Source organism: Oceanimonas baumannii (genome assembly GCF_002245495.1).
In the GTDB taxonomy this organism is placed as follows: domain Bacteria; phylum Pseudomonadota; class Gammaproteobacteria; order Enterobacterales; family Aeromonadaceae; genus Oceanimonas; species Oceanimonas baumannii.
In genome coordinates, this window is record NZ_NQJF01000005.1 from 169,433 (window position 1) to 189,039 (window position 19,607).

Sequence of the window (19,607 nt, forward strand, 5' to 3'; positions counted from 1 at the left end):
CGCCGGCTTTCGCCGGCGTTTCTTATTCAGTGCTCCTCAACCGTCTGCCCCTGTCCCGCAAAGGCCAGTTGCTGCTCGGTGAAGGCCTCGAACCGGCGCTGCCAGTCCGACAGGGCCCGGTCACTGGTACCGCTCACCTGCACCGCCGTCACCTTGTATTCCGGGCAGTTGGTAGCCCAGTCCGAGTTGTCGGTGGTGATCACGTTCGCCCCGCTGTGCGGGAAGTGGAAGGTAGTGTACACCACCCCGGGCTGCATGCGCTGGCTGTGCTCTGCCCGAAGCACCGTATTACCGGTGCGGCTGGCAATGGTCACCGGCTGACCATCTTGGATACCGCGGGCAGCGGCGTCGTGCGGATGAATTTCCAGCACATCTTCCCCATGCCAGACGTTGTTCTCGGTGCGCCGGGTCTGGGCCCCCACATTGTACTGACTGAGAATGCGACCTGTGGTCAGCAGCAGCGGAAACGCCTCGCTCACCTTTTCGCTGGTCGGCATAAACTCAGTCACCACCATGCGACCCAGTCCGATGGGGAAGCTGTCGCCGTGCATCACCGGCATGCCGGAAGGATGCTGGTCATTACAGGGCCACTGAATGCTGCCCAGCTCTTCCAGTCTGGGGTAACTGACCCCGGCAAAGGACGGTGTCACCGAAGCAATCTCCGCCATGATCTCCGACGGATGCTCATAGTGCATGGGGTAACCCAGGGCCTGTGCAAGTTCCTGGGTCACCTGCCAGTCTTCCTTGCCCGCCAGCGGGGGCATGACCTTGCGTACCCGGTTAATGCGCCGCTCGGCATTGGTAAAGGTACCGTTTTTCTCGAGGAAGGTACTGCCGGGCAGGATCACATGGGCGAACTTGGCGGTTTCGTTGAGGAAAATATCCTGCACAATCAGCAAGTCGAGGGAACGCAGCGCCGCTTCCACATGCTGAGTGTTCGGATCCGACTGGGCAATGTCCTCACCCTGTACATACATGGCCTTGAAACGCCCTTCAATGGCGGCGTCAAACATCCCCGGAATGCGCAACCCCGGCTCGCCGTGCAGCTCAACACCCCAGGCCTGCTCAAAGCTGGCCCGCACCGCGGCATCGGTCACCGGCTGGTAGCCCGGCAGCTCATGGGGGAAGGAGCCCATGTCGCAGGAGCCCTGCACGTTGTTCTGACCCCGCAGCGGATTCACCCCTACCCCGGGCCGGCCGATGTTACCGGTGGCCATGGCCAGGTTGGCAATACCCATCACCGTGGTGGAGCCCTGGCTGTGTTCGGTCACGCCCAGGCCGTAATAGATGGCACCGTTGCCGGCACCGGCATAAAGCCGGGCAGCGTCACGAATACGCTCGGCCGGGGCACCAATCACCGCGCTCATCACCTCGGGGGCATGGCCCGGATCGGCAATAAACTCGCGCCAGGCCGCATATTCCTCGGGGGAACAGCGTCCGGCAATAAACTCCTTGTCTTCCAGCCCTTCGGTCACGATCACGTGGGCCAGGGCATTCACCAGGGCCACGTTGGCACCGGGGCGAAGAGGCAGATGCAACGGCTCAGCGGTATGCGGGGTATCCAGCAAGTCGATATGACGCGGATCCGCCACTATCAGCTGAGCCCCCTGGCGCAGCCGCTTGCGCAGCAAGGATCCGAACACCGGGTGGGCATCGGTGGGATTGGCACCGATCACCAGAATGCAGTCGGACTGCAGCACGGAGTCGAAGTCCTGGGTGCCCGCCGATTCGCCCAGGGTCATCTTCAGGCCATAGCCGGTGGGGCTGTGGCAGACCCGGGCGCAGGTGTCGGTATTGTTGGTGCCGAGCGCAGCCCGCACCAGCTTCTGCACCAGATAGGTTTCTTCATTGGTACAACGGGACGAGGTGATACCGCCCACACTGTGCGTACCATGCTGCTGCTGTACCTCGCGCAGGCGGCGGGCGGCAAAGCCGATGGCCTCCTCCCATTCCACCTCACGCCAGGGCTGGTCAATGGCGTCCCGGATCATGGGTTTGGTCAGCCGATCCTTGTGGGTGGCATAACCAAAGGCAAAGCGTCCCTTCACACAGGCATGACCGTGGTTGGCCTGGCCACCTTTCCAGGGGGTCATGCGCACCAGCTGATCACCCTTCATCTCCGCCTTGAACGAACAGCCTACGCCGCAATAGGCGCAGGTGGTGATCACACTGTGCTCCGGCTGGCCTTGCTCGATCACCGATTTTTCAGTAAGGGTGGCGGTCGGGCAGGCCTGCACACAGGCACCGCAGGACACGCAGTCGGAGCTCAAAAAGTCGTTGTCCCGCCCGGTGGACACCTTGGAGTCGAAACCCCGGCCTTCCAGGGTCAGGGCGAAGGTGCCCTGCACCTCGGCGCAGGCGCGCACGCAGCGGGAGCAGACGATGCACTTGCTGGCATCAAAGGTAAAATACGGGTTGGACTCATCCTTGCCCAGGCTCAGGTGGTTTTCGCCGGCAAAGCCATAGCGCACCTCGCGCAGGCCCACACTGCCTGCCATGTCCTGCAGCTCGCAGTCGCCGTTGGCCGGGCAGGTCAGGCAGTCCAGGGGGTGATCGGAGATGTACAGCTCCATGACATTGCGGCGCAGTTTGGCCAGCCCCTGGGTCTGGCTGCGCACCACCATGCCCTCGCCCACCGGCGTGGTACAGGAAGCGTGATAGCCGCGCCGGCCTTCGATCTCCACGGTGCACAAGCGGCAGGAGCCAAAGGCCTCCAGGTTGTCGGAAGCGCACAGCTTGGGGATATTGATGTCCACCAGGGCCGCGGCCCGCATCACCGAGGTGCCTTCCGGCACCGTCACCTCAACCCCGTCAATGCTCAGGGTCACCAGGGTTTCGGACTCCCGGGCCGGGGTGCCCAGATCCTTTTCCGGATAAAAATGTTCAACCATCAGTCTTCGCCTCCCTGGCGGTGAAAGTCTTCGGGGAACAGGGTCATGGCGCTCTTCACCGGGAAGGGGGTCATGCCGCCCATGGCGCACAGCGAGCCCTGCATCATGGTGTCGCAGAGGTCGTCCAGCAGTGCCAGGTTGGCATCCCGGTTCTCGCCCTGCATGATGCGATCGATCACCTCCACGCCGCGCACGGCACCGATACGGCAGGGGGTGCACTTGCCGCAGGACTCCTCCACGCAGAACGCCATGGAAAAGCGGGCCTGCTCAGCCATGTCGACGCTGTCGTCAAACACCACCACGCCGCCGTGACCAAGCACGGCACCAATGGCGGAAAATGCTTCATAATCCAGCAGGGTGTCGAACTGCTCCGGTGACAGATAAGCGCCGAGAGGGCCGCCCACCTGCACCGCCCGTACCGGCCGGCCGGAGGCGGTACCGCCGCCGAAGTCTTCAATCAGTTCACGCAGGGTATGGCCAAAGGCCAGCTCCACCAGGCCGCCCCGCGTGAGGTTGCCCGCCAGCTGGAACGGCAGCGTGCCCTTGGAACGGTCAATGCCGAAGCTGGCGTAATGCTCGGGCCCCTCGCTCAGAATGGACGGCACGGCGGCCAGGCTGAGCACGTTGTTGACCACTGTTGGCATACCAAACAGGCCCTCAATGGCGGGCAGCGGCGGCTTGGCACGGACCAGGCCTCGCTTGCCTTCCAGGCTTTCCAGCAACGAGGTTTCTTCACCGCAGATATAGGCACCGGCCCCGAGGCGCACTTCCAGTTCAAAGCGCTGACCGCTGCCCAGAATGTTGTCACCCAGATAACCGGCGGCGCGGGCCCGTTCAATGGCCAGCGCCAGCAGCTCGTCCGCCAGCGGGTATTCTTCCCGCAGATAGATATAGCCCTGGGTCGCGCCCACGGCGAGACCCGCGATCACCATGCCCTCAATCAGCATGTAGGGATCGCTTTCCATCACCAGGCGATCGGCAAAGGTACCGGAGTCGCCTTCGTCGGCATTACAGACGATGTATTTCTGCTTGCCTTGAGCGTCCAGCACCGTCTGCCACTTGATGCCGGTGGGAAAGGCCGCCCCCCCCCGGCCCCGCAGGCCCGAGGCCTTGACCATATCCACCAGCTGCTGGCGCGTGCAGGTCACCGCTTTTTCCAGGCCGGCAAAACCGCCGTGATCGCGGTAATCCTCAACAGACACCGGATCGGTCACGCCGATACGGGCAAAGGTGACCCGCTGCTGGCGCTTGAGCCAGGGGATCTCTTCGGTCGGCCCCAGCGCCAGCGGGTGCCCGGCGGCACCCAGCTCCAGGCCGGCCTCAAATAATGAGGCCACGTCCGCCGGTTCCACCGGACCAAAGGCATAACGGCCGGAGCCGGTCTCCACTTCCACCAATGGCTCCAGGAAGAACAGGCCACGGGAGCCGTTGCGCACCAGCTCGATATCGAGCCCGCGGGCCTCGGCCTCGCGTTGGATCAGGGTGGCCACGTCGTCGGCGCCGAGGGACAACGCCGTGGTCTCGTAAGGCACAAAGACACGCAGGGTCATTATTTCAGCTCCAGTTTGTAGGTGGTGAGATCCTCCACCAGCTTGTCGAAACGCGCGGAATTCATGCGGCTCAGCACCCGTTTGCCCTGGCGTAGCGAGGGCCCGGTGGCACAGTTGCCCAGGCAATACACCGCCTTCAGGGTGAATTCGCCGTCTGCCGTGGTCTGATCGAAGCCGATATTGAGCTTTTCCTTCACATGGCGCTCAAACTCCCGCGCGCCCCGGGCCTGACAGGCTTCAGCCCGGCACACTTCCAGCAGGTGACGGCCGGGCTGGCTAAGGCGAAAATGGTGATAAAAGCTGATCACGCCGTGTACATCGGCAGTGGTGCAACGCAGGGCCCTGGCAATAATCGGCAGGGCCCGGTCCGGTACATAACCGAACTGTTCCTGAATACGGTGCAAGATAGGCAACAGGGCGCCGGGGGTATCTTTGAGGGAGCCGACCAACTGCTCCAGGGTGGTGTCCATGACTGTGTGATTATCTTCCATCGTATCCACCTTGTTGTTATTAAAGCCGGTGCCGCGAAGGGCACCGGTCTGCTTGCTCAATTGCTTCAGCCCGGTTCACCGCTGGTGAACCGGGCCGTGTTATCCAACCCTGGAAGAAGCTCAGGCCACCATACCGTGCGGGTCGATAACAAACTTCTTGGCCACGCCACCATCGAAATCGGCATAGCCCTGCACGGCCTGATCCAGAGTAATCACCTGTACGTTGACCGCCTTGGCAATCTGCACCTTGTCAAACAGGATAGCCTGCATCAGAGGACGGTGATATTTCATCACAGGGCACTGACCGGTGTGCAGGGAGTGGGACTTGGCCCAGCCCAGACCAAAGCGCATACTGAGTGCACCTTCTCTGGCCGCCGCATCCACCGCACCCGGATCTTCGGTGACGTACAGGCCGGGAATACCAATCTGGCCGCCGGCACGGGTGATCTGCATGGCCGAGTTGAGCACGCTGGCCGGTGCCTCTTTGCCATGATCACAGCCACAGGCATGGGCTTCGAAACCAACGCAATCGACAAAGGCGTCCACTTCCCGCTCACCGAGAATAACTTCCAGCTTGTCTTCCATTGAACCTTCTTCACGCAGGTCAATGGTCTCACAGCCAAAGCTGCGGGCCTGGGCCAGACGCTCCGGATTCATGTCACCCACGATCACGCAGGCCGCACCCAACAGCTGTGCCGAAGCGGCGGCGGCCAGGCCGACCGGACCGGCACCGGCAATGTAGACAGTGGAACCCGGGCCCACGCCGGCAGTGACGCAACCGTGGAAACCGGTGGGGAAAATATCCGACAGCAGAGTCAGATCACGGATTTTCTCCAGCGCCTGATCCTGATCCGGGAACTTGAGCAGGTTGAAATCGGCGTAAGGCACCATCACGTATTCAGACTGGCCACCGACCCAGCCGCCCATGTCGACGTAGCCATAAGCCGCGCCGGGGCGAGCCGGGTTAACATTCAGACAAATGCCGGTTTTTCCTTCTTTACAGTTGCGGCAGCGGCCACAGGCAATATTGAACGGCACCGACACGATGTCGCCCACCTTGAGGAATTCCACATCGCGGCCACACTCGATGATCTGACCGGTAATTTCATGGCCCAGCACCAGGCCGGAGGGTGCCGTAGTCCGGCCGCGCACCATGTGCTGGTCGCTGCCGCAGATGTTGGTGGACACCACCTTGAGGATAACCCCGTGGTGGCAGGCCCGGTTTCCGAGAGACAACTCGGGAAAGGCGATGGACTGGACTTCAACCTTGCCGGGACCGGTGTAAACCACACCTCTGTTACCGTGTATCGCGCACATGTTCAGCATCCTTCTTGCTTAACGGGTTTGACGTCCCGGCAGGGGCCGGAACGTACCAGGCCGGGAAGCAGAATCACCTTCTCCGGCAAGCCCCCAGTAGACTGCCGAAACCCTTTTGCAACATTGCTGATTAAGACACCTACTTATCCAAACAAGACATGCCTTCTGTCGTAAAGCCGATAACGGCGTTTTACGGTACCGCGCAAGGAAGCACCGACCTAAGCCAATAATTTGTTAAATGTTGGTTTTTTCAAGTTAAAAGGTAGTCCCTTCAACTCGTGAAAAAGCATACATCCCCGCTCATTTCAGCAACAAATTTCACTTGATCATTTGAAAGTCTGTCCTTAAGCTCATTTTTATTGAACGATCAATCAACAAAAAATTATGCCTATTACCGGAATCAAGGATACCCGCAGGAGACAGCTGATCGACGCCACCCTGGCCTCGGTTGCCGAATACGGCCTGCAGAACACCACCATTAACAGCATCAGCCGGCTGGCCGGCATGTCATCGGGCATCATCAGCCACTACTTCGGCGGTAAACAGGAGCTGATTGAAGCTACCGTTCGCCAGTTGCTGGATGAGCTTAAGCAGGCCCTGCTCAGTCGCGCCAGTGCCGACATCAGCCCGCAACAACGGCTGATGCGCATTGTGGAAGCCAACTTCACCGAGTTCCAGCGCTCGCGCCCGGCCACCAAGTCGTGGCTGAGTTTCTGGGCCCAGGCCATGCATGACCCTCGTCTGGCCCGGTTGCAGCAGGTGAACAGCCAGCGGTTGATCAGCAATCTGCGCTATTCCTTCCGTCCCCTGCTGGGGCCGGAACAGGCAAAAATTGCCGCCCACCAGACCGCCGCCCTGATCGACGGTTTCTGGCTGCGCAGTGCGCTCAGCCCGGCCCCGGATCAGGAATTCCGCGACGGCGAACAACTGTGCAAAAAATTCATCACCGATCTGCTACAGCAACATGGAGTGTTCCAATGTCATTAACCCGGCACCTGAACTTTGTCGACGGCCGCTATGTGGCCAACCGGTCCGGCGATACCTTCAACGTGGCCAATCCCGCCACCGGCGAGGTCAGCTATGAAGTGGAAATCGCCGACGAGCACATCAAGGAACTGGCCATCACTTCCGCCCGGCGCGGCTTCGCGCAGTGGTCAGCCATGACCGGCATGGAGCGGGCCCGTGTTCTGCAACGGGCGGTGTCCCTGCTGCGTGAGCGCAACGACGAGCTGGCACGTATTGAGGTGCTGGACACCGGCAAGCCCTGGCAGGAAGCCTCAGTGGTGGACGTGGTGACCGGTGCCGACAGCATCGAATTCTTCGCCGGTCTGGCCCCTTCCATCGAAGGCAACCAGCAGGATCTAGGCGGCGATTTCTACTATACCCGCCGGGAGCCGCTCGGCATTTGCGCCGGCATCGGTGCCTGGAACTATCCGCTGCAGATCGCCTGCTGGAAATCCGCACCGGCTCTGGCCTGCGGCAACGCCATGATCTTCAAGCCCTCGGAAGAAACCCCGCTGGGCGCACTCAAACTGGCCGAAATATTTATTGAAGCCGGGATACCCGCCGGGGTGTTCAACGTGGTGCAGGGCGACGGGGCGGTGGGTGCCTGGCTGACCGGCCACCCGGATATCGCCAAGGTGTCCTTCACCGGTGAGGTCAGCACCGGCAAAAGGGTCATGGCCGCTGCCGCCGGCAGCCTGAAGGAAGTCACTATGGAGCTGGGCGGCAAGTCGCCGCTGATTATCTTTGATGATGCGGATCTGGATGATGCGGTGTCTGCCGCCATGCTCGGTAACTTCTACACCCAGGGCGAGATCTGCACCAATGGCACCCGGGTGTTTGTACATCACCGCATTTACCCGGCCTTTATGGAACAACTGCTGGAACGCACCCGCAACAATATTGTGGCCGGTGACCCCATGGATCCCGCCACCAATTTCGGGGCGCTGATCTCGAAAGCCCACCAGGACAAAGTGCTGGGCTACATCCGCCAGGGTGTGGAAGAAGGTGCCACCCTGGCCCTCGGCGGCGAGGCGCTGCGCCCGGCATCCGCCCCCAATGGCTATTTTGTAGCCCCCACCATTTTCACCCACTGCCATGACCAGATGACCATCTGCCGGGAAGAGATCTTCGGCCCGGTGATGTCGGTACTGACCTTTGAAGACGAAGAGGAGGTGGTAGCGCGCGCCAATGACACCGACACCGGCCTGGCCGCCGGCGTATTTACCCGGGACATCCGCCGGGCACACCGGATGATTCACCAGCTGCAGGCAGGTATCTGCTGGATTAATGCCTATGGTGCTTCCCCCGCCGAAATGCCCGTGGGCGGTTACAAGCTGTCCGGTGTTGGCCGGGAGAACGGACTGACCACACTGCACCATTACACCCAGCTGAAAGCGGTGTATGTGGGCATGAACAAACTGGAAAGCCCGTTTTAAACCGTGATAACGAAGGGCCAGTCGGCGGACATACATGGACTCCCGCCTGCGCGGGAGTGACAACACTGGCCTTCATGCCCACCAGTGATAGTGCGAACAGAAAACCGAATTCGAGGTAATACCATGAATACCACTTTCGACTACATCATCGTAGGTGCCGGCTCCGCCGGCTGTGTGCTCGCCAACCGCCTGACTGAAGACGGTCAGTACTCCGTGCTGCTGCTGGAAACCGGCGGCAGCGACAAGAGCATCTTTATTCAGATGCCAACGGCCCTGTCCATTCCCATGAACACCAAAAAGTATGCCTGGCAGTTCGAGACCGAGCCTGAGCCCTTTCTCGATCAGCGTCGCATGCATTGCCCGCGTGGCAAGGTGCTGGGCGGCTCCTCCTCCATCAACGGCATGGTCTATGTGCGTGGCCATGCCCGCGACTTTGACGAATGGCAACAGCACGGTGCCGACGGCTGGGACTATGCCCACTGCCTGCCCTATTTCAAGAAGGCGGAAACCTGGGCCTTCGGCGGTGACGACTATCGCGGTGAACAGGGTCCGCTCGGGGTAAATAACGGCAATCAGATGAAAAACCCCCTGTACCAGGCCTTTGTGGACGCCGGGGTGGAAGCCGGTTACTTCCACACTCCCGACTACAATGGCCGCCAGCAGGAAGGCTTCGGCCCCATGCACATGACGGTAAAAAACGGCGTGCGCTGGTCTACCGCCAACGCCTACCTGCGGCCGGCCATGGATCGTCCCAACCTGACCGTGGTAACCCACGCCCTGGCGCACAAGGTACTGCTGGAAGGTAAACAGGCGGTAGGCGTACGTTATGAACAAAACGGCCAGGTACAGGACGTGCGCGCCGGCAAGGAGGTCATTCTCAGCGCCGGCTCCATCGGCTCACCACACCTGCTGCAGCTGTCCGGCATCGGTGCCAGGGAAACACTGGAAAGCGCCGGCATTGAGGTGCAGCACGAGCTGCCCGGGGTGGGCGAAAACCTGCAGGATCACCTGGAGTTCTATTTCCAGTTCCGTTGCAAACAGCCCATTTCTCTCAATGGCAAGCTGGATCCGTGGAACAAGTTTCTGATTGGCAGCCGCTGGCTGCTCAAAAAAGACGGCCTGGGTGCCACCAACCACTTTGAATCCTGCGGCTTTATCCGTTCCAAAGCCGGAGTGGAATGGCCCGATCTGCAGTATCACTTTTTGCCTGCTGCCATGCGCTACGATGGCCGTGAGGCGTTTGACGGCCATGGCTTTCAGGTGCATATCGGTCACAACAAGCCGCAAAGCCGGGGATATGTAAAAGTGGCCAGCGCCGATCCCGGCACTGCGCCGCGCATTCGCTTCAATTATCTGGAGCACGAAGCAGACCGCGAAGGCTTCCGCGCCTGCGTAAGGCTGACCCGGGAAATTATCAATCAGCCGGCGATGGATGCCTACCGGGAAGCGGAAATCCAGCCAGGTGAGCATATTCACACCGATGAACAAATCGATGCCTTTGTGCGCGAGGCGGTGGAAAGCGCCTACCACCCTTCCTGCACCTGCAAAATGGGCACAGACAAACTGGCGGTGGTCGACCCGGAAGCCAAAGTACATGGCATCAAAGGCCTCCGCGTGGTGGACTCTTCTGTCTTCCCTACCATTCCCAACGGCAACCTCAATGCCCCCACCATCATGGTGGCGGAGCGGGCCGCCGATCTGATCCGGGGAAAAACCCCGCTGGCACCGTCCGAGGCAGAAATCGGCCTGGATCCCGAGTGGCAAAACCAGCAACGTGCCGGCCAGCCGGCACGTCAGACCGGTTAATCACTGTTCTGGAACGAGGCGGTAGAATACCGCCTCAGCCCTGCTCAAAATCGTCCCACCAGGGCGGATCGCCAAAGTAACCGTCCATAAAATCGATAAAACGGCTGATCTTGCCCGGCAACAGGGTGCGGTGAGCATACACCGCATACAACCCCATGGGTGCAGGTGCCTGCCCGGGCAGCAGCACTTTCAGCCGCCCGTCGGCAATGGCCGGGCCGACAATAAAGGTAGGCTGAACCGTGATACCAGCCCCCTGAATGGCCGCTTCCACCAGCACATCCCCATTATTACAGGAAAGTGCCGCCTCCTGTGCCAGGCCGATATCTTGTTCCATATAGCTGTAGTGCAGACAACGATGCTGCCCCAGCTCCGACAGATGCTCCGGTGTGCCATGGCGGACCAGGTAATCCGGCGAGGCGCAGATTACCAGACGCACCGGTGCCATGCGCCGGGCAATCAACGAGGAGCTTTTAAGGTGACCGATACGCAGCGCGATATCAAAGCCTTCCTCCACAATATCCACCTTGCGATCATTCAGTTGCAAATCCACACTCACATGCTCGTGAGCACGCTGAAAGTCACACAGCAGGGGAGCCAGATGCCGGGTGGCGAACGACACCGGGGCACTGATCCGCAACCGGCCCCGGGGCTGATCCTCGCTCAACCCTTGTTCCATCTCGTCGAGATTATCCAGCACCTGCCGTGCCCGTTCGGCATAACGCCGCCCTGCCTCGGTCACATGCACCTTGCGGGTAGAGCGGTTCAGCAAGCGAGTCGCCAGCCGGGCTTCCAGCCGGGCCACGTATTTGCTGACCAGCTGGGGGGACCAGCCGAGCCGCTCCGCAGCGCGGGTAAAACTGCCTTCGGTGACCACAGTAACGAAGGCACGCATGGTATCAATACGATCCATGAACAGACTCCCGGGAGTTTATAATCAACAATATGTTTATAATAAAACAATATCAGCCCGATTAATCTATCAATATGATGATAGTAAAGTGTCCTCCATGCCCCGATGCTGAAACGGGAACAACGATTATCCTGAGGAGGAGACCATGATGAACACCCGACTGACTCACACCCTGCTGCGTTCCGATTCCGGCCTGGCTGCCCTGGTACTGCGCTTGCCCCTCGGCATTATCCTCGCCGCACACGGTGCTCAGAAATTGTTTGGCTGGTTTGGCGGCTACGGCCTGGACGGTACCGGACAGTGGATGGCCAGTATCGGCCTTGAGCCCGGCTTTCTGATGGCCCTGCTCGCCGGCAGCGCCGAGTTCTTCGGCGGTCTGGCCCTGGCACTGGGTCTGCTGACCCGGCCAGCAGCGATTGTGTCCGCCTTCACCATGCTGGTAGCCCTGTTCAGCGTACACATCGGTAACGGCCTGTTCATGGCCAACAATGGTTACGAGTATGCCCTGGCGCTGTTCGCCGCCACCGCGGCTCTGGCCATTCAGGGTGCCGGCCGCTACTCCCTCGACCAGTGGCTGCTGAGCAAACTGGCCGCCAAGAACCGCGGCTGATCACCGGCACTTCCGCGAAGGAACATCATCCCCGTACAGACAGGGACGGGAGCCAATTCGCCAGATGGCATTTTTGGTTGAGAACGTGCACATCAGCCCTGGGCTCCCGCCTTCGCGGGAGCGACGGTGGATAGTCAGATACGTTCTTCATTAGGAGCATCACTCCCCAGAAGGCGCTTTTGGTTAAGAGTATGCATCTCTGCCCTGGGCTCCCGCCTCCGCGAGAGCGACGGTGGATAGTCAGATACGTTCTTCATTAGGAGCATCACTCCCCAGAAGGCGCTTTTGGTTAAGAGTATGCATCTCTGCCCTGGGCTCCCGCCTCCGCGGGAGCGACGGAGGATGGTCAGATACGTTATTTCCGCAAAGGCGTTATCCCCGTATGGACGGGGACGGGAGTCCAGTGCCCCATATATCTAAAATCAGCGACCAACACCAGGAGATCACCATGACCTCATTCACCGACATCGTCTTTCTTTCCCACGGTGGTGGCCCATTGCCGCTGCTCGGGGATCCCGCTCATGCCGAGCTGGTCGCCAGCCTCACTCAACTGGCCAGCGAACTGCCCCGGCCGGACGCCATTCTGCTGGTCAGCGCCCACTGGGAAGAAACCGAGCCCACCCTGACCTCCGGAGCCAGGCCCGGCCTTATCTACGACTATTACGGCTTTCCGCCCGAGTCCTATCAGATTGAATACCCCTGCCCCGGTGCCCCCGCCCTGGCGCAGCAGGTACAACAGGCGCTGCATTCCGCCGGTCTGCCATGCCGGCTGGACGACAACCGCGGTTTTGATCACGGCATGTTTGTTCCGCTGAAACTGATGTATCCCGGGGCCGATATTCCCTGTGTGCAGCTGTCGCTGGCCAGCCATATGGATGCCGGCTTTCACCTGGCCATGGGACAGGCGCTGCGAGCACTGAAGGGCCAGCGCCTGCTGGTGATCGGCTCCGGTTTTTCCTTTCACAATATGCACGAATTCTTTACTGAACGTCCCGAAGCAAACGATAAAAACCGGGCCTTTGAGCACTGGCTGACTCAAACCTGTACCGATCCGGCGTTGACCGAGGAAGAACGCAAGGACCGCCTGGTGCACTGGGAACAGGCACCTTATGCCCGTTTTTGCCACCCGCGGGAAGAGCATTTGCTACCCCTGCACCTGTGCTACGGACTGGCTGGCCGGGCCTGTGATCAGCATCTCTCGCTCACTATTCTGCACAAGCAGGCCGGCTTGTTCTGCTGGTTCGGTGACACCGGCCATTGAGCGTTTTTGCCGCCCGGCGCACGGCAACCGGATCCTGTCGGTGCCAAGATGACAGCTCCAATCCACGATGAACAGGACGACAACATGGCCGGAGGATGGTCACGGGACGGTGCCGTGCAGGAGCAAATAGATGCCAGTGTGGAGGATGCGGTACAAACTGCCCGCAACCGGCTCAGTGCCGGCGACAGCCTGAGCCACTGCGAGGAATGCGAAGCTCCCATTCCCGACGCCCGGCGTCAGGCGGTGCCGGGAGTGCGGCTGTGCATCGAATGCCAGAGTAAACAGGAAAGACAGCATCAAAGCAGCAGCATTAACCGCCGAGCCAGTAAAGACAGCCAGTTAAGGTAGCATTTTCCAGAAAATACTACCTGTGGCTGGCGGGCACAGCGCCGGTTTATGTCAGCAAACCGGCCTGCTGCAGGCATCGGCGAATGGCTGCCAGCGCCTGGGGATTGGCCAGCGCATCCCGGTTATCACTGCCGGCATGGCCGTTCAGCAAGCGGGTTACCGCCAACTCCACCTTTTTGCCACTGCGGGTATAGGGAATATCCGGCACCTGCACAATATGCCGGGGCATGTGCCGGGGGCTGGCACCGGTACGAATGCGCTGCCGCAGCATGTGATGCTGCTCTTCATTCAACGTCTGATCCGCCACCACCAGCAACACCACTTCCACATCGCCTCCGGCCTGGCGAGCGGCCACCAGGCTGTCCCTGATGGCCGGATCCCGCTCGACCTGCCGATAAATTTCCGCGGTACCGATGCGCACGCCGCCCGGATTCAGCGTTGCGTCGGAACGACCATAGATCACCGCACCTCCCTGCTCGGTAAAGGCCACATAATCGCCATGGGCCCACACCCCGGGAAAAGTGTCAAAATAGGCGGCCCGATAGCGCTGATGATCCTGGTCCTGCCAGAACCCCAGCGGCATGGAGGGTAATGGCTGCCGGCACACCATCTCGCCCCGGTCACGGGTTTCCTGACCCTGTTCGTTCACCGCCACCACATCCACGCCCAGCAAGCGGCATTGTATTTCTCCCCGTCGCACCGGCAGTAACGGGCAGCAACCCACAAAACAACCACAAATATCGGTGCCGCCGGCAATGGATCCCAGCATCACCTGCGCTGGCAAGGTGCCATACACCCAGTCGTAATCTTCCGGCAACAGTGGCGAGCCGGTGGAAAACAGCACCCGCAAGGCGCTCAGATCAACACGCTGACCCGGTGCCAGCGCGGCCTTGCGGCATTCTGCCAGAAAGCGGGCACTGGTCCCGAAGTGGGTTACCCGCTCCTGCCCGGCCAGAGCCCACAACCGGTTAAGATCCGGATAGCCGGGGGCACCGTCCACGGTGATCAGGGTTACCCCGGCCAGCAGCGCCGACGCCTGCCAGTTCCACATCATCCAGCCGCAGGTGGTGTAATACATCAGTCGGTCGCCAGGCCTCATATCACCATGTAATATCAGCTCTTTGGCGTGATTCACCAGCACCCCCGCCGCCCCGTGCACGATGCATTTGGGTTTTCCGGTGGTCCCCGAGGAATACAGAATATAAACCGGATGATCCGGCGGCAGCGGCGTAAAGGACGGCTCGCTGCCCCACCCCTGCGCCAGCGCGTCCTGCCACTCGGTCACCGGCTGTGCTTTCCCGTTGCCGGTTTCCGGCAGACAAGGCACGCTTAGTACCGCTTTCAGGCCGGGCAGCGCCTGCACCACCCGGGCAAACTCGTCGCGCCGGTCATACTGTTTGCCACCGTAGCGATAACCGTTCACCAGCAGTAATACCGCCGGTTCAATCTGGCCGAAGCGATCGATAATGGCGTCGGCACCGAAATCCGGTGAGGCCGAACTCCATACCGCCCCCATGCTGGTCGCCGCCAGCATCGCCACCAGCGCCTCATAGCCATGCGTCACCACCCCGGCAATCCGGTCTCCCTGCTTCACACCGCTGGCGCGCAACCAGGCTTCCAGCGCACCGGTATCCCGGTAAAGATCGGCAAAGCTATGCCGGATCGGACGGCCGCCTTCGTCATGACTCACCACGGCATCCTGACCGGACAGCGGCCCCGTGCCATGGCGCAACAGGTTGCCGGCAAAGTTCATGCGCATACCTGGGAACCACTCAGCACCCGGCATTTCCTGCCTGCCCAGCATCCGATCTGCCGGGGTGTGGCAACACAGTTCACAGAAGTCCCACACCGACTGCCAGAATGCTTCCGGCTCGGTCACAGACCAGGCATGCAGGGCCTCATAGCCGGAAAAGCGGCCCAGCCCCCGCTGTTCCAGCCTGCGGATATAACGCGCCATCTGACTGTGTTCACACAAGACCTGAGTGGGTGTCCAGAGCACCTTGTTATGCTCCATGGCCGCCACCTATTGCATGTGCCAGCCGTGGCTGACCACCACCGACTGACCGGTCAGGGCCGCCGACGGAAATGCCGCCAGATGAACAGCCAGCTCGGAAACGTCTTCCAGGGTGGTAAATTCACCATCCACGGTGTGTTTCAACATGACATTACGCACCACTTCCGCTTCACTCAGGCCCAGTTCCCGGGCCTGCTCGGGAATTTGCTTGTCCACCAGAGGAGTACGCACAAAGCCCGGACAGATAATATTACTGCGCACACCCTGTTCGGCTCCTTCCCGGGCCACGGTGCGGCACAGCCCCAGCATGCCGTGTTTGGCCGCCACATAGGGTGCCTTGAGTGGCGAGGCCTCCAGAGAATGGACCGAACCCATATAGAGCATGACACCGCCCCCATTGGCATACATGGGAGTCAGCACCGCCCGGGTGAGCAGAAAGGCACCGTCAAGGTGCACATTCAGCACTCGCTGCCAGTCGGCATAATCCAGCTTGTGTACCGGTTCAATATGCTGAATTCCGGCATTGGCCAGGGCGATGTCCAGCCGGCCCCAGTGCTGTACGACCCGGGCCACACTGGCATTGACCGCCTGCTCATTGGTCACATCCATTTCCAGGGCAATGGCCTCGCCCCCTTCGGCCACAATGCCAAGCACGGTTTGCTCGGCACTGGCCAGGCTGAGATCGGCGACCGCTACCCGGGCTCCTTCCCGGGCATAATGCCGGGCAATAGCCCGGCCAATGCCCTGACCGGCACCGGTAATCAACGCCACTTTGTTTTCAAGACGCATGACTGTCTCTCCTTGTAATATGCATCGTTACTGTCCGCCATAGACATAAGCGGGCAGCCAGGTTGCCAGGGGCTCAAACACAAACACCAGCCCCAGCCCCAGCAGCTGCAGGCAGATAAAAGGGGCGACTCCCCGGTAAATGTCCTGGGTGGTAATCTCGGGCGGGCATACCCCCTTGATGTAGAACAGGGCAAACCCCACCGGCGGCGTCAGAAAGGACGTTTGCAGACAAAGCGCAAACAGCACCGCAAACCACACCGGCTCCACCCCCAGAGAAAACACCACCGGGGCGACCAGCGGCAGAATGATCAGGGTGATTTCCACCCAGTCGAGGAAGAACCCCAGCAGAAATGTAATAAACAGGATGGTGAGCATCACCCCGGTGGTGCCAAAGGGCAGCCCGGTGATGGCCGCACGGATCACATCGTCGCCACCCAGCCCCCGCAGCACGGCGGCAAATACGGTGGCACCGATGAAAATACCGAAAATAAAGGCGGTGGTTCGGCTGGTCTGATAAAGCGAATCGCGCAGCACCTGCCAGTTCAGCCGGCGGCTGCACAAGGCCAGCACCATGGCCCCGAGCGCCCCCACCGCCGAGGCTTCGGTGGTCGTGGCAATGCCATTAAAAATCGAGCCCAGCACCACCCCTATCAGCCCCAGCGGGGGCAGCACGGCCATCGCCACATCCAGCCAGGCACGGGCGTCCATGGCCTGCTTGTGCTCGGGAGCCGGTGCCGCGTCTTTTTTAAACCAGGCCAGCAGCACGATATAAAGCACATACATGACGCCCAGCATCACGCCGGGCAGCAGCGCCGCCATAAACAGCTTGCCCACCGAGGCAGAGGGAGTGCCCAGCCGGTCGGCCATCAGCACCAGCATAATGCTGGGGGGAACCAGAATACCCAACGTGCCCACCGAGCAGGCAGTGCCCACGGCCAGGCTGCGGTTATAGTTGGCCTGCAACATGGGGCCGATAGACAGCATGCCCAGCAGCACCACAGAAGCCCCTACAATGCCGGTGGAAGCCGCCAGCAGCATACCCACAATCACCACGGTGAGTGCATAGCCACCCCGCAGCGGCCCCAGGGCCCGTACCAGACTGTGCATCAGCCGTTCGGCAATGCCGGAGCGATCCAGCATGATGCCCATAAAAATGAACAACGGCAGTGCTACCATCAGCTCATTGGCCATGATGCCGAACAGGCGGGCATCCAGTACCCCTATGGTGCCGTTCCAGGTGAACCAGAGATTGGCATCAAACTGCTCTACCATCACATAACCGGCCAGGGCAAACAGCAGTCCGGTGCCGGCCAGTACCCACGCCACCGGGAAACCCAGCAGCAAAAGCCCCATAAAGGTGGCGAACATGGCCACCACCAGCAGTGTTTCCAGCTCCATGGTCATTTCTCCGGGGTTGGCAGCCAGCTGACCCGCTTCACTTTTTCAGGCGAGCCGATACGGCGTGGAAAGTTAAACAGCAAGGTGGCGCAGCGCAGCCCGCGGGAAAACAGTGCCAGCGCAACCAGCATCAGCCCCAGAGGCAATACACTCTTGAAAATAAAGCGGTAAGGCAGGCCGCTGGGGGCTTGGGAACGCTCCGTATATACCCAGGCCTTCCAGGCGTAGGGGATGAGCGTGTCTATCATCAGTGCCATAATCGGCAGCGCCAGCAGTAGAATACCCGCCAGCTCAATACGGGCCTGAGTGCGCAGGGAAAAGCGCTCTCTCAGTACGTCCACCCGCACATGGTCATCCTCGACCACCGCATAACCCAGCGAGAGCATGGTAGCGATGCCGAACAAGTGCCAGGACAACTCTTCCAGTGCAATCGAGCCCGCCGACAATACAAAACGGCTGAATACATTGGTGATCACCACCACCAGCACCGCCAGCCACAGCCAGGCACTGAGCCTGCCTACGCCGGACACCAGCCGGTCCAGCCATAATGACAGCTGGTTGTGGGGCAGCACGGCAGGGGAACGGGGTTCTTTTGACATAACAACCTCCTCAGTCGCATCCGCACAGAGCGGGCACGGCGGTGCCCGCTCTGCGGTTAATTAGTCGTACTGATAGAAGTCGCGGGGCAGATAACCTTTGCCGTGCCAGATGGAGTGGTGCTCCATAAACTCGCGCTGGCTGGTCAGCACCCGCTTAAACATTTCGTCTTCGGCAGCAATGCCATCCATCACCTGATTGGTGACTTTTTCCAGCTCTCTCAGCACCGGTCCGGGCAGTACCTGAGCGGTTACCCCTTCTTTTTCATATTCTCTGAGTGCCGTGGGCTGCGCCCACTCACTCTGGGCAAAGCCCTTGAGGGTGGCCGACTCACAGCCCATTTCCACCAGGGCACGGGTTTCAGGCTTGAGCTTGTTCCACACATCCTTGTTGACCAGCAGGTGAGAAGTGGTCAGGGTCTGGTGCCAGCCGGGCATAATGTAGTTCTTTACGATCTGATCCAGACCCAGCATTTTGTCTATCGCGGGCTGAGAGAATTCGGTGGCATCGATGGTGTTGCGCTCCAGCGACTGGAAAATCTCGGCTCCGGGGACCATGGTCACCGAGGCGCCCAGCTGTTCCAGTACCTTGCCGCCAATACCGGCAAAGCGAATGCGCAGTCCTTCAAAGTCATCCAGATTGGTGATCTGATTCTTGAACCAGCCCGCCCCTTCCGGCCCGATAATGCTGCACAGCATGGGATGAATATTGCGCTCGGCGTAGATCTCTTCCAGCAACGCCTTGCCATCACCCTCGTAATACCAGGCCAGGTAAGCCGGTGGCTCCATATTGAAGGGGGCACCGGAGTAGAGTGGCAGTGCCGGAATGGTGCCCTGATCGTAGCCCACCCAGGTGTAACCGGCGGGATATTTGCCCGTGCCCACCGCATCCATGATTTCAAAAGGGGGCACCAGCTCGCCGGGCTCATAATAGCGCAGCTGCACATCGCCACCGGAAATGGCCGCCAGAGATTCGGACAAGTGCTTGACCGGTGTGGTCAGCCCGACCAGGTGAGACGGGAAGGCCAGCGGTACCTGCCAGCGCACTTTTTCTGCCATGGCCGGTGTGGCAGCCATGCCGGCACAAAACACGGCGCTCAGGGTTAAGGCGGTCACTTTGCTGTTTATCGACATGCGTTCTTCCTTCTGCTTGATAACATTCCCGGTTTCCCAAAAACCGGTTCC

Annotated in this window: 16 protein-coding genes; 6 read left to right on the forward strand and 10 right to left on the reverse strand. The window is 60.5% G+C overall.

The annotated features are described in order from the left end of the window. Positions 1-26: 26 nt before the first annotated feature. From fdhF to fdhA, 4 genes are read right to left on the reverse strand one after another with little or no spacing between them, the layout of a single operon-like run. The gene (gene fdhF, locus B6S09_RS07445; protein WP_094277872.1) at positions 27-2,891 is read right to left on the reverse strand and encodes a formate dehydrogenase subunit alpha; all 2,865 of its coding nucleotides are present in this window, start codon (positions 2,889-2,891) and stop codon (positions 27-29) included. Beyond that, entirely contained in the window at positions 2,891-4,441 is a 1,551-nt protein-coding gene (locus B6S09_RS07450) for a formate dehydrogenase beta subunit (RefSeq protein ID WP_094277873.1), read from the reverse strand. Before B6S09_RS07450 ends, fdhF begins: the two co-directional genes overlap by 1 nt. Next, positions 4,441-4,992 (reverse strand): formate dehydrogenase subunit gamma, encoded by a 552-nt coding sequence (locus B6S09_RS07455; RefSeq protein WP_243832806.1) that lies wholly within the window; start codon positions 4,990-4,992, stop codon positions 4,441-4,443. Before B6S09_RS07455 ends, B6S09_RS07450 begins: the two co-directional genes overlap by 1 nt. A 60-nt stretch (positions 4,993-5,052) precedes the next feature. Next, on the reverse strand, positions 5,053-6,249 hold the full coding sequence (gene fdhA / locus B6S09_RS07460; RefSeq protein ID WP_094277952.1) for a formaldehyde dehydrogenase, glutathione-independent: 1,197 nt from the start codon (positions 6,247-6,249) through the stop codon (positions 5,053-5,055). A 384-nt stretch (positions 6,250-6,633) separates the two neighbouring features. Here fdhA and betI point away from each other — a divergent pair, with 384 nt between their 5' ends. The 3 genes from betI (at position 6,634) to betA (ending at position 10,496) form a co-directional block, all read left to right on the forward strand. Further along, the gene (betI, locus tag B6S09_RS07465) at positions 6,634-7,236 is read left to right on the forward strand and encodes a transcriptional regulator BetI (RefSeq protein WP_094277874.1); all 603 of its coding nucleotides are present in this window, start codon (positions 6,634-6,636) and stop codon (positions 7,234-7,236) included. Beyond that, entirely contained in the window at positions 7,227-8,690 is a 1,464-nt protein-coding gene (gene betB, locus B6S09_RS07470; RefSeq protein ID WP_094277875.1) for a betaine-aldehyde dehydrogenase, read from the forward strand. The genes betI and betB overlap by 10 nt, the downstream gene beginning before the upstream one ends. A gap of 123 nt (positions 8,691-8,813) precedes the next feature. Then, a complete protein-coding gene (gene betA / locus B6S09_RS07475; protein WP_094277876.1) occupies positions 8,814-10,496 on the forward strand; it encodes a choline dehydrogenase in 1,683 nt (560 codons plus the stop codon). Between the two features lie 34 nt (positions 10,497-10,530). Here the strand turns inward: betA and B6S09_RS07480 are convergent, their stop codons facing one another. Next, entirely contained in the window at positions 10,531-11,406 is an 876-nt protein-coding gene (locus tag B6S09_RS07480; protein WP_094277877.1) for a LysR family transcriptional regulator, read from the reverse strand. 145 nt (positions 11,407-11,551) lie between these two features. Here B6S09_RS07480 and B6S09_RS07485 point away from each other — a divergent pair, with 145 nt between their 5' ends. From B6S09_RS07485 to B6S09_RS07495, 3 genes are all read left to right on the forward strand, one after another. Then, the gene (locus B6S09_RS07485; RefSeq protein WP_243832807.1) at positions 11,552-12,016 is read left to right on the forward strand and encodes a DoxX family protein; all 465 of its coding nucleotides are present in this window, start codon (positions 11,552-11,554) and stop codon (positions 12,014-12,016) included. A 448-nt stretch (positions 12,017-12,464) separates the two neighbouring features. Continuing rightward, positions 12,465-13,277, forward strand: coding sequence for a DODA-type extradiol aromatic ring-opening family dioxygenase (locus tag B6S09_RS07490; protein WP_094277878.1), 813 nt, complete (start codon positions 12,465-12,467; stop codon positions 13,275-13,277). Between the two features lie 48 nt (positions 13,278-13,325). After that, positions 13,326-13,625, forward strand: a complete 300-nt coding sequence (locus B6S09_RS07495; RefSeq protein WP_439331557.1) for a DksA/TraR family C4-type zinc finger protein — start codon at positions 13,326-13,328, stop codon at positions 13,623-13,625. Positions 13,626-13,671: 46 nt separating this feature from the next. Here the strand turns inward: B6S09_RS07495 and B6S09_RS07500 are convergent, their stop codons facing one another. From B6S09_RS07500 to B6S09_RS07520, 5 genes are read right to left on the reverse strand one after another with little or no spacing between them, the layout of a single operon-like run. Beyond that, positions 13,672-15,639 (reverse strand): acetoacetate--CoA ligase, encoded by a 1,968-nt coding sequence (locus tag B6S09_RS07500; RefSeq protein ID WP_208321708.1) that lies wholly within the window; start codon positions 15,637-15,639, stop codon positions 13,672-13,674. Positions 15,640-15,648: 9 nt separating this feature from the next. Next, on the reverse strand, positions 15,649-16,428 hold the full coding sequence (locus tag B6S09_RS07505; protein WP_094277881.1) for a 3-hydroxybutyrate dehydrogenase: 780 nt from the start codon (positions 16,426-16,428) through the stop codon (positions 15,649-15,651). Positions 16,429-16,455: 27 nt separating this feature from the next. Further along, complete coding sequence (locus B6S09_RS07510) at positions 16,456-17,826, reverse strand: TRAP transporter large permease (RefSeq protein ID WP_094277882.1); 1,371 nt, start codon at positions 17,824-17,826, stop codon at positions 16,456-16,458. Between the two features lie 2 nt (positions 17,827-17,828). Further along, positions 17,829-18,425: a TRAP transporter small permease subunit gene (locus B6S09_RS07515; RefSeq protein WP_094277883.1), complete on the reverse strand. Its 597-nt coding sequence runs from the start codon at positions 18,423-18,425 to the stop codon at positions 17,829-17,831. Positions 18,426-18,485: 60 nt separating this feature from the next. Then, a complete protein-coding gene (locus tag B6S09_RS07520) occupies positions 18,486-19,556 on the reverse strand; it encodes a TRAP transporter substrate-binding protein (RefSeq protein ID WP_094277884.1) in 1,071 nt (356 codons plus the stop codon). Positions 19,557-19,607: the final 51 nt, after the last annotated feature.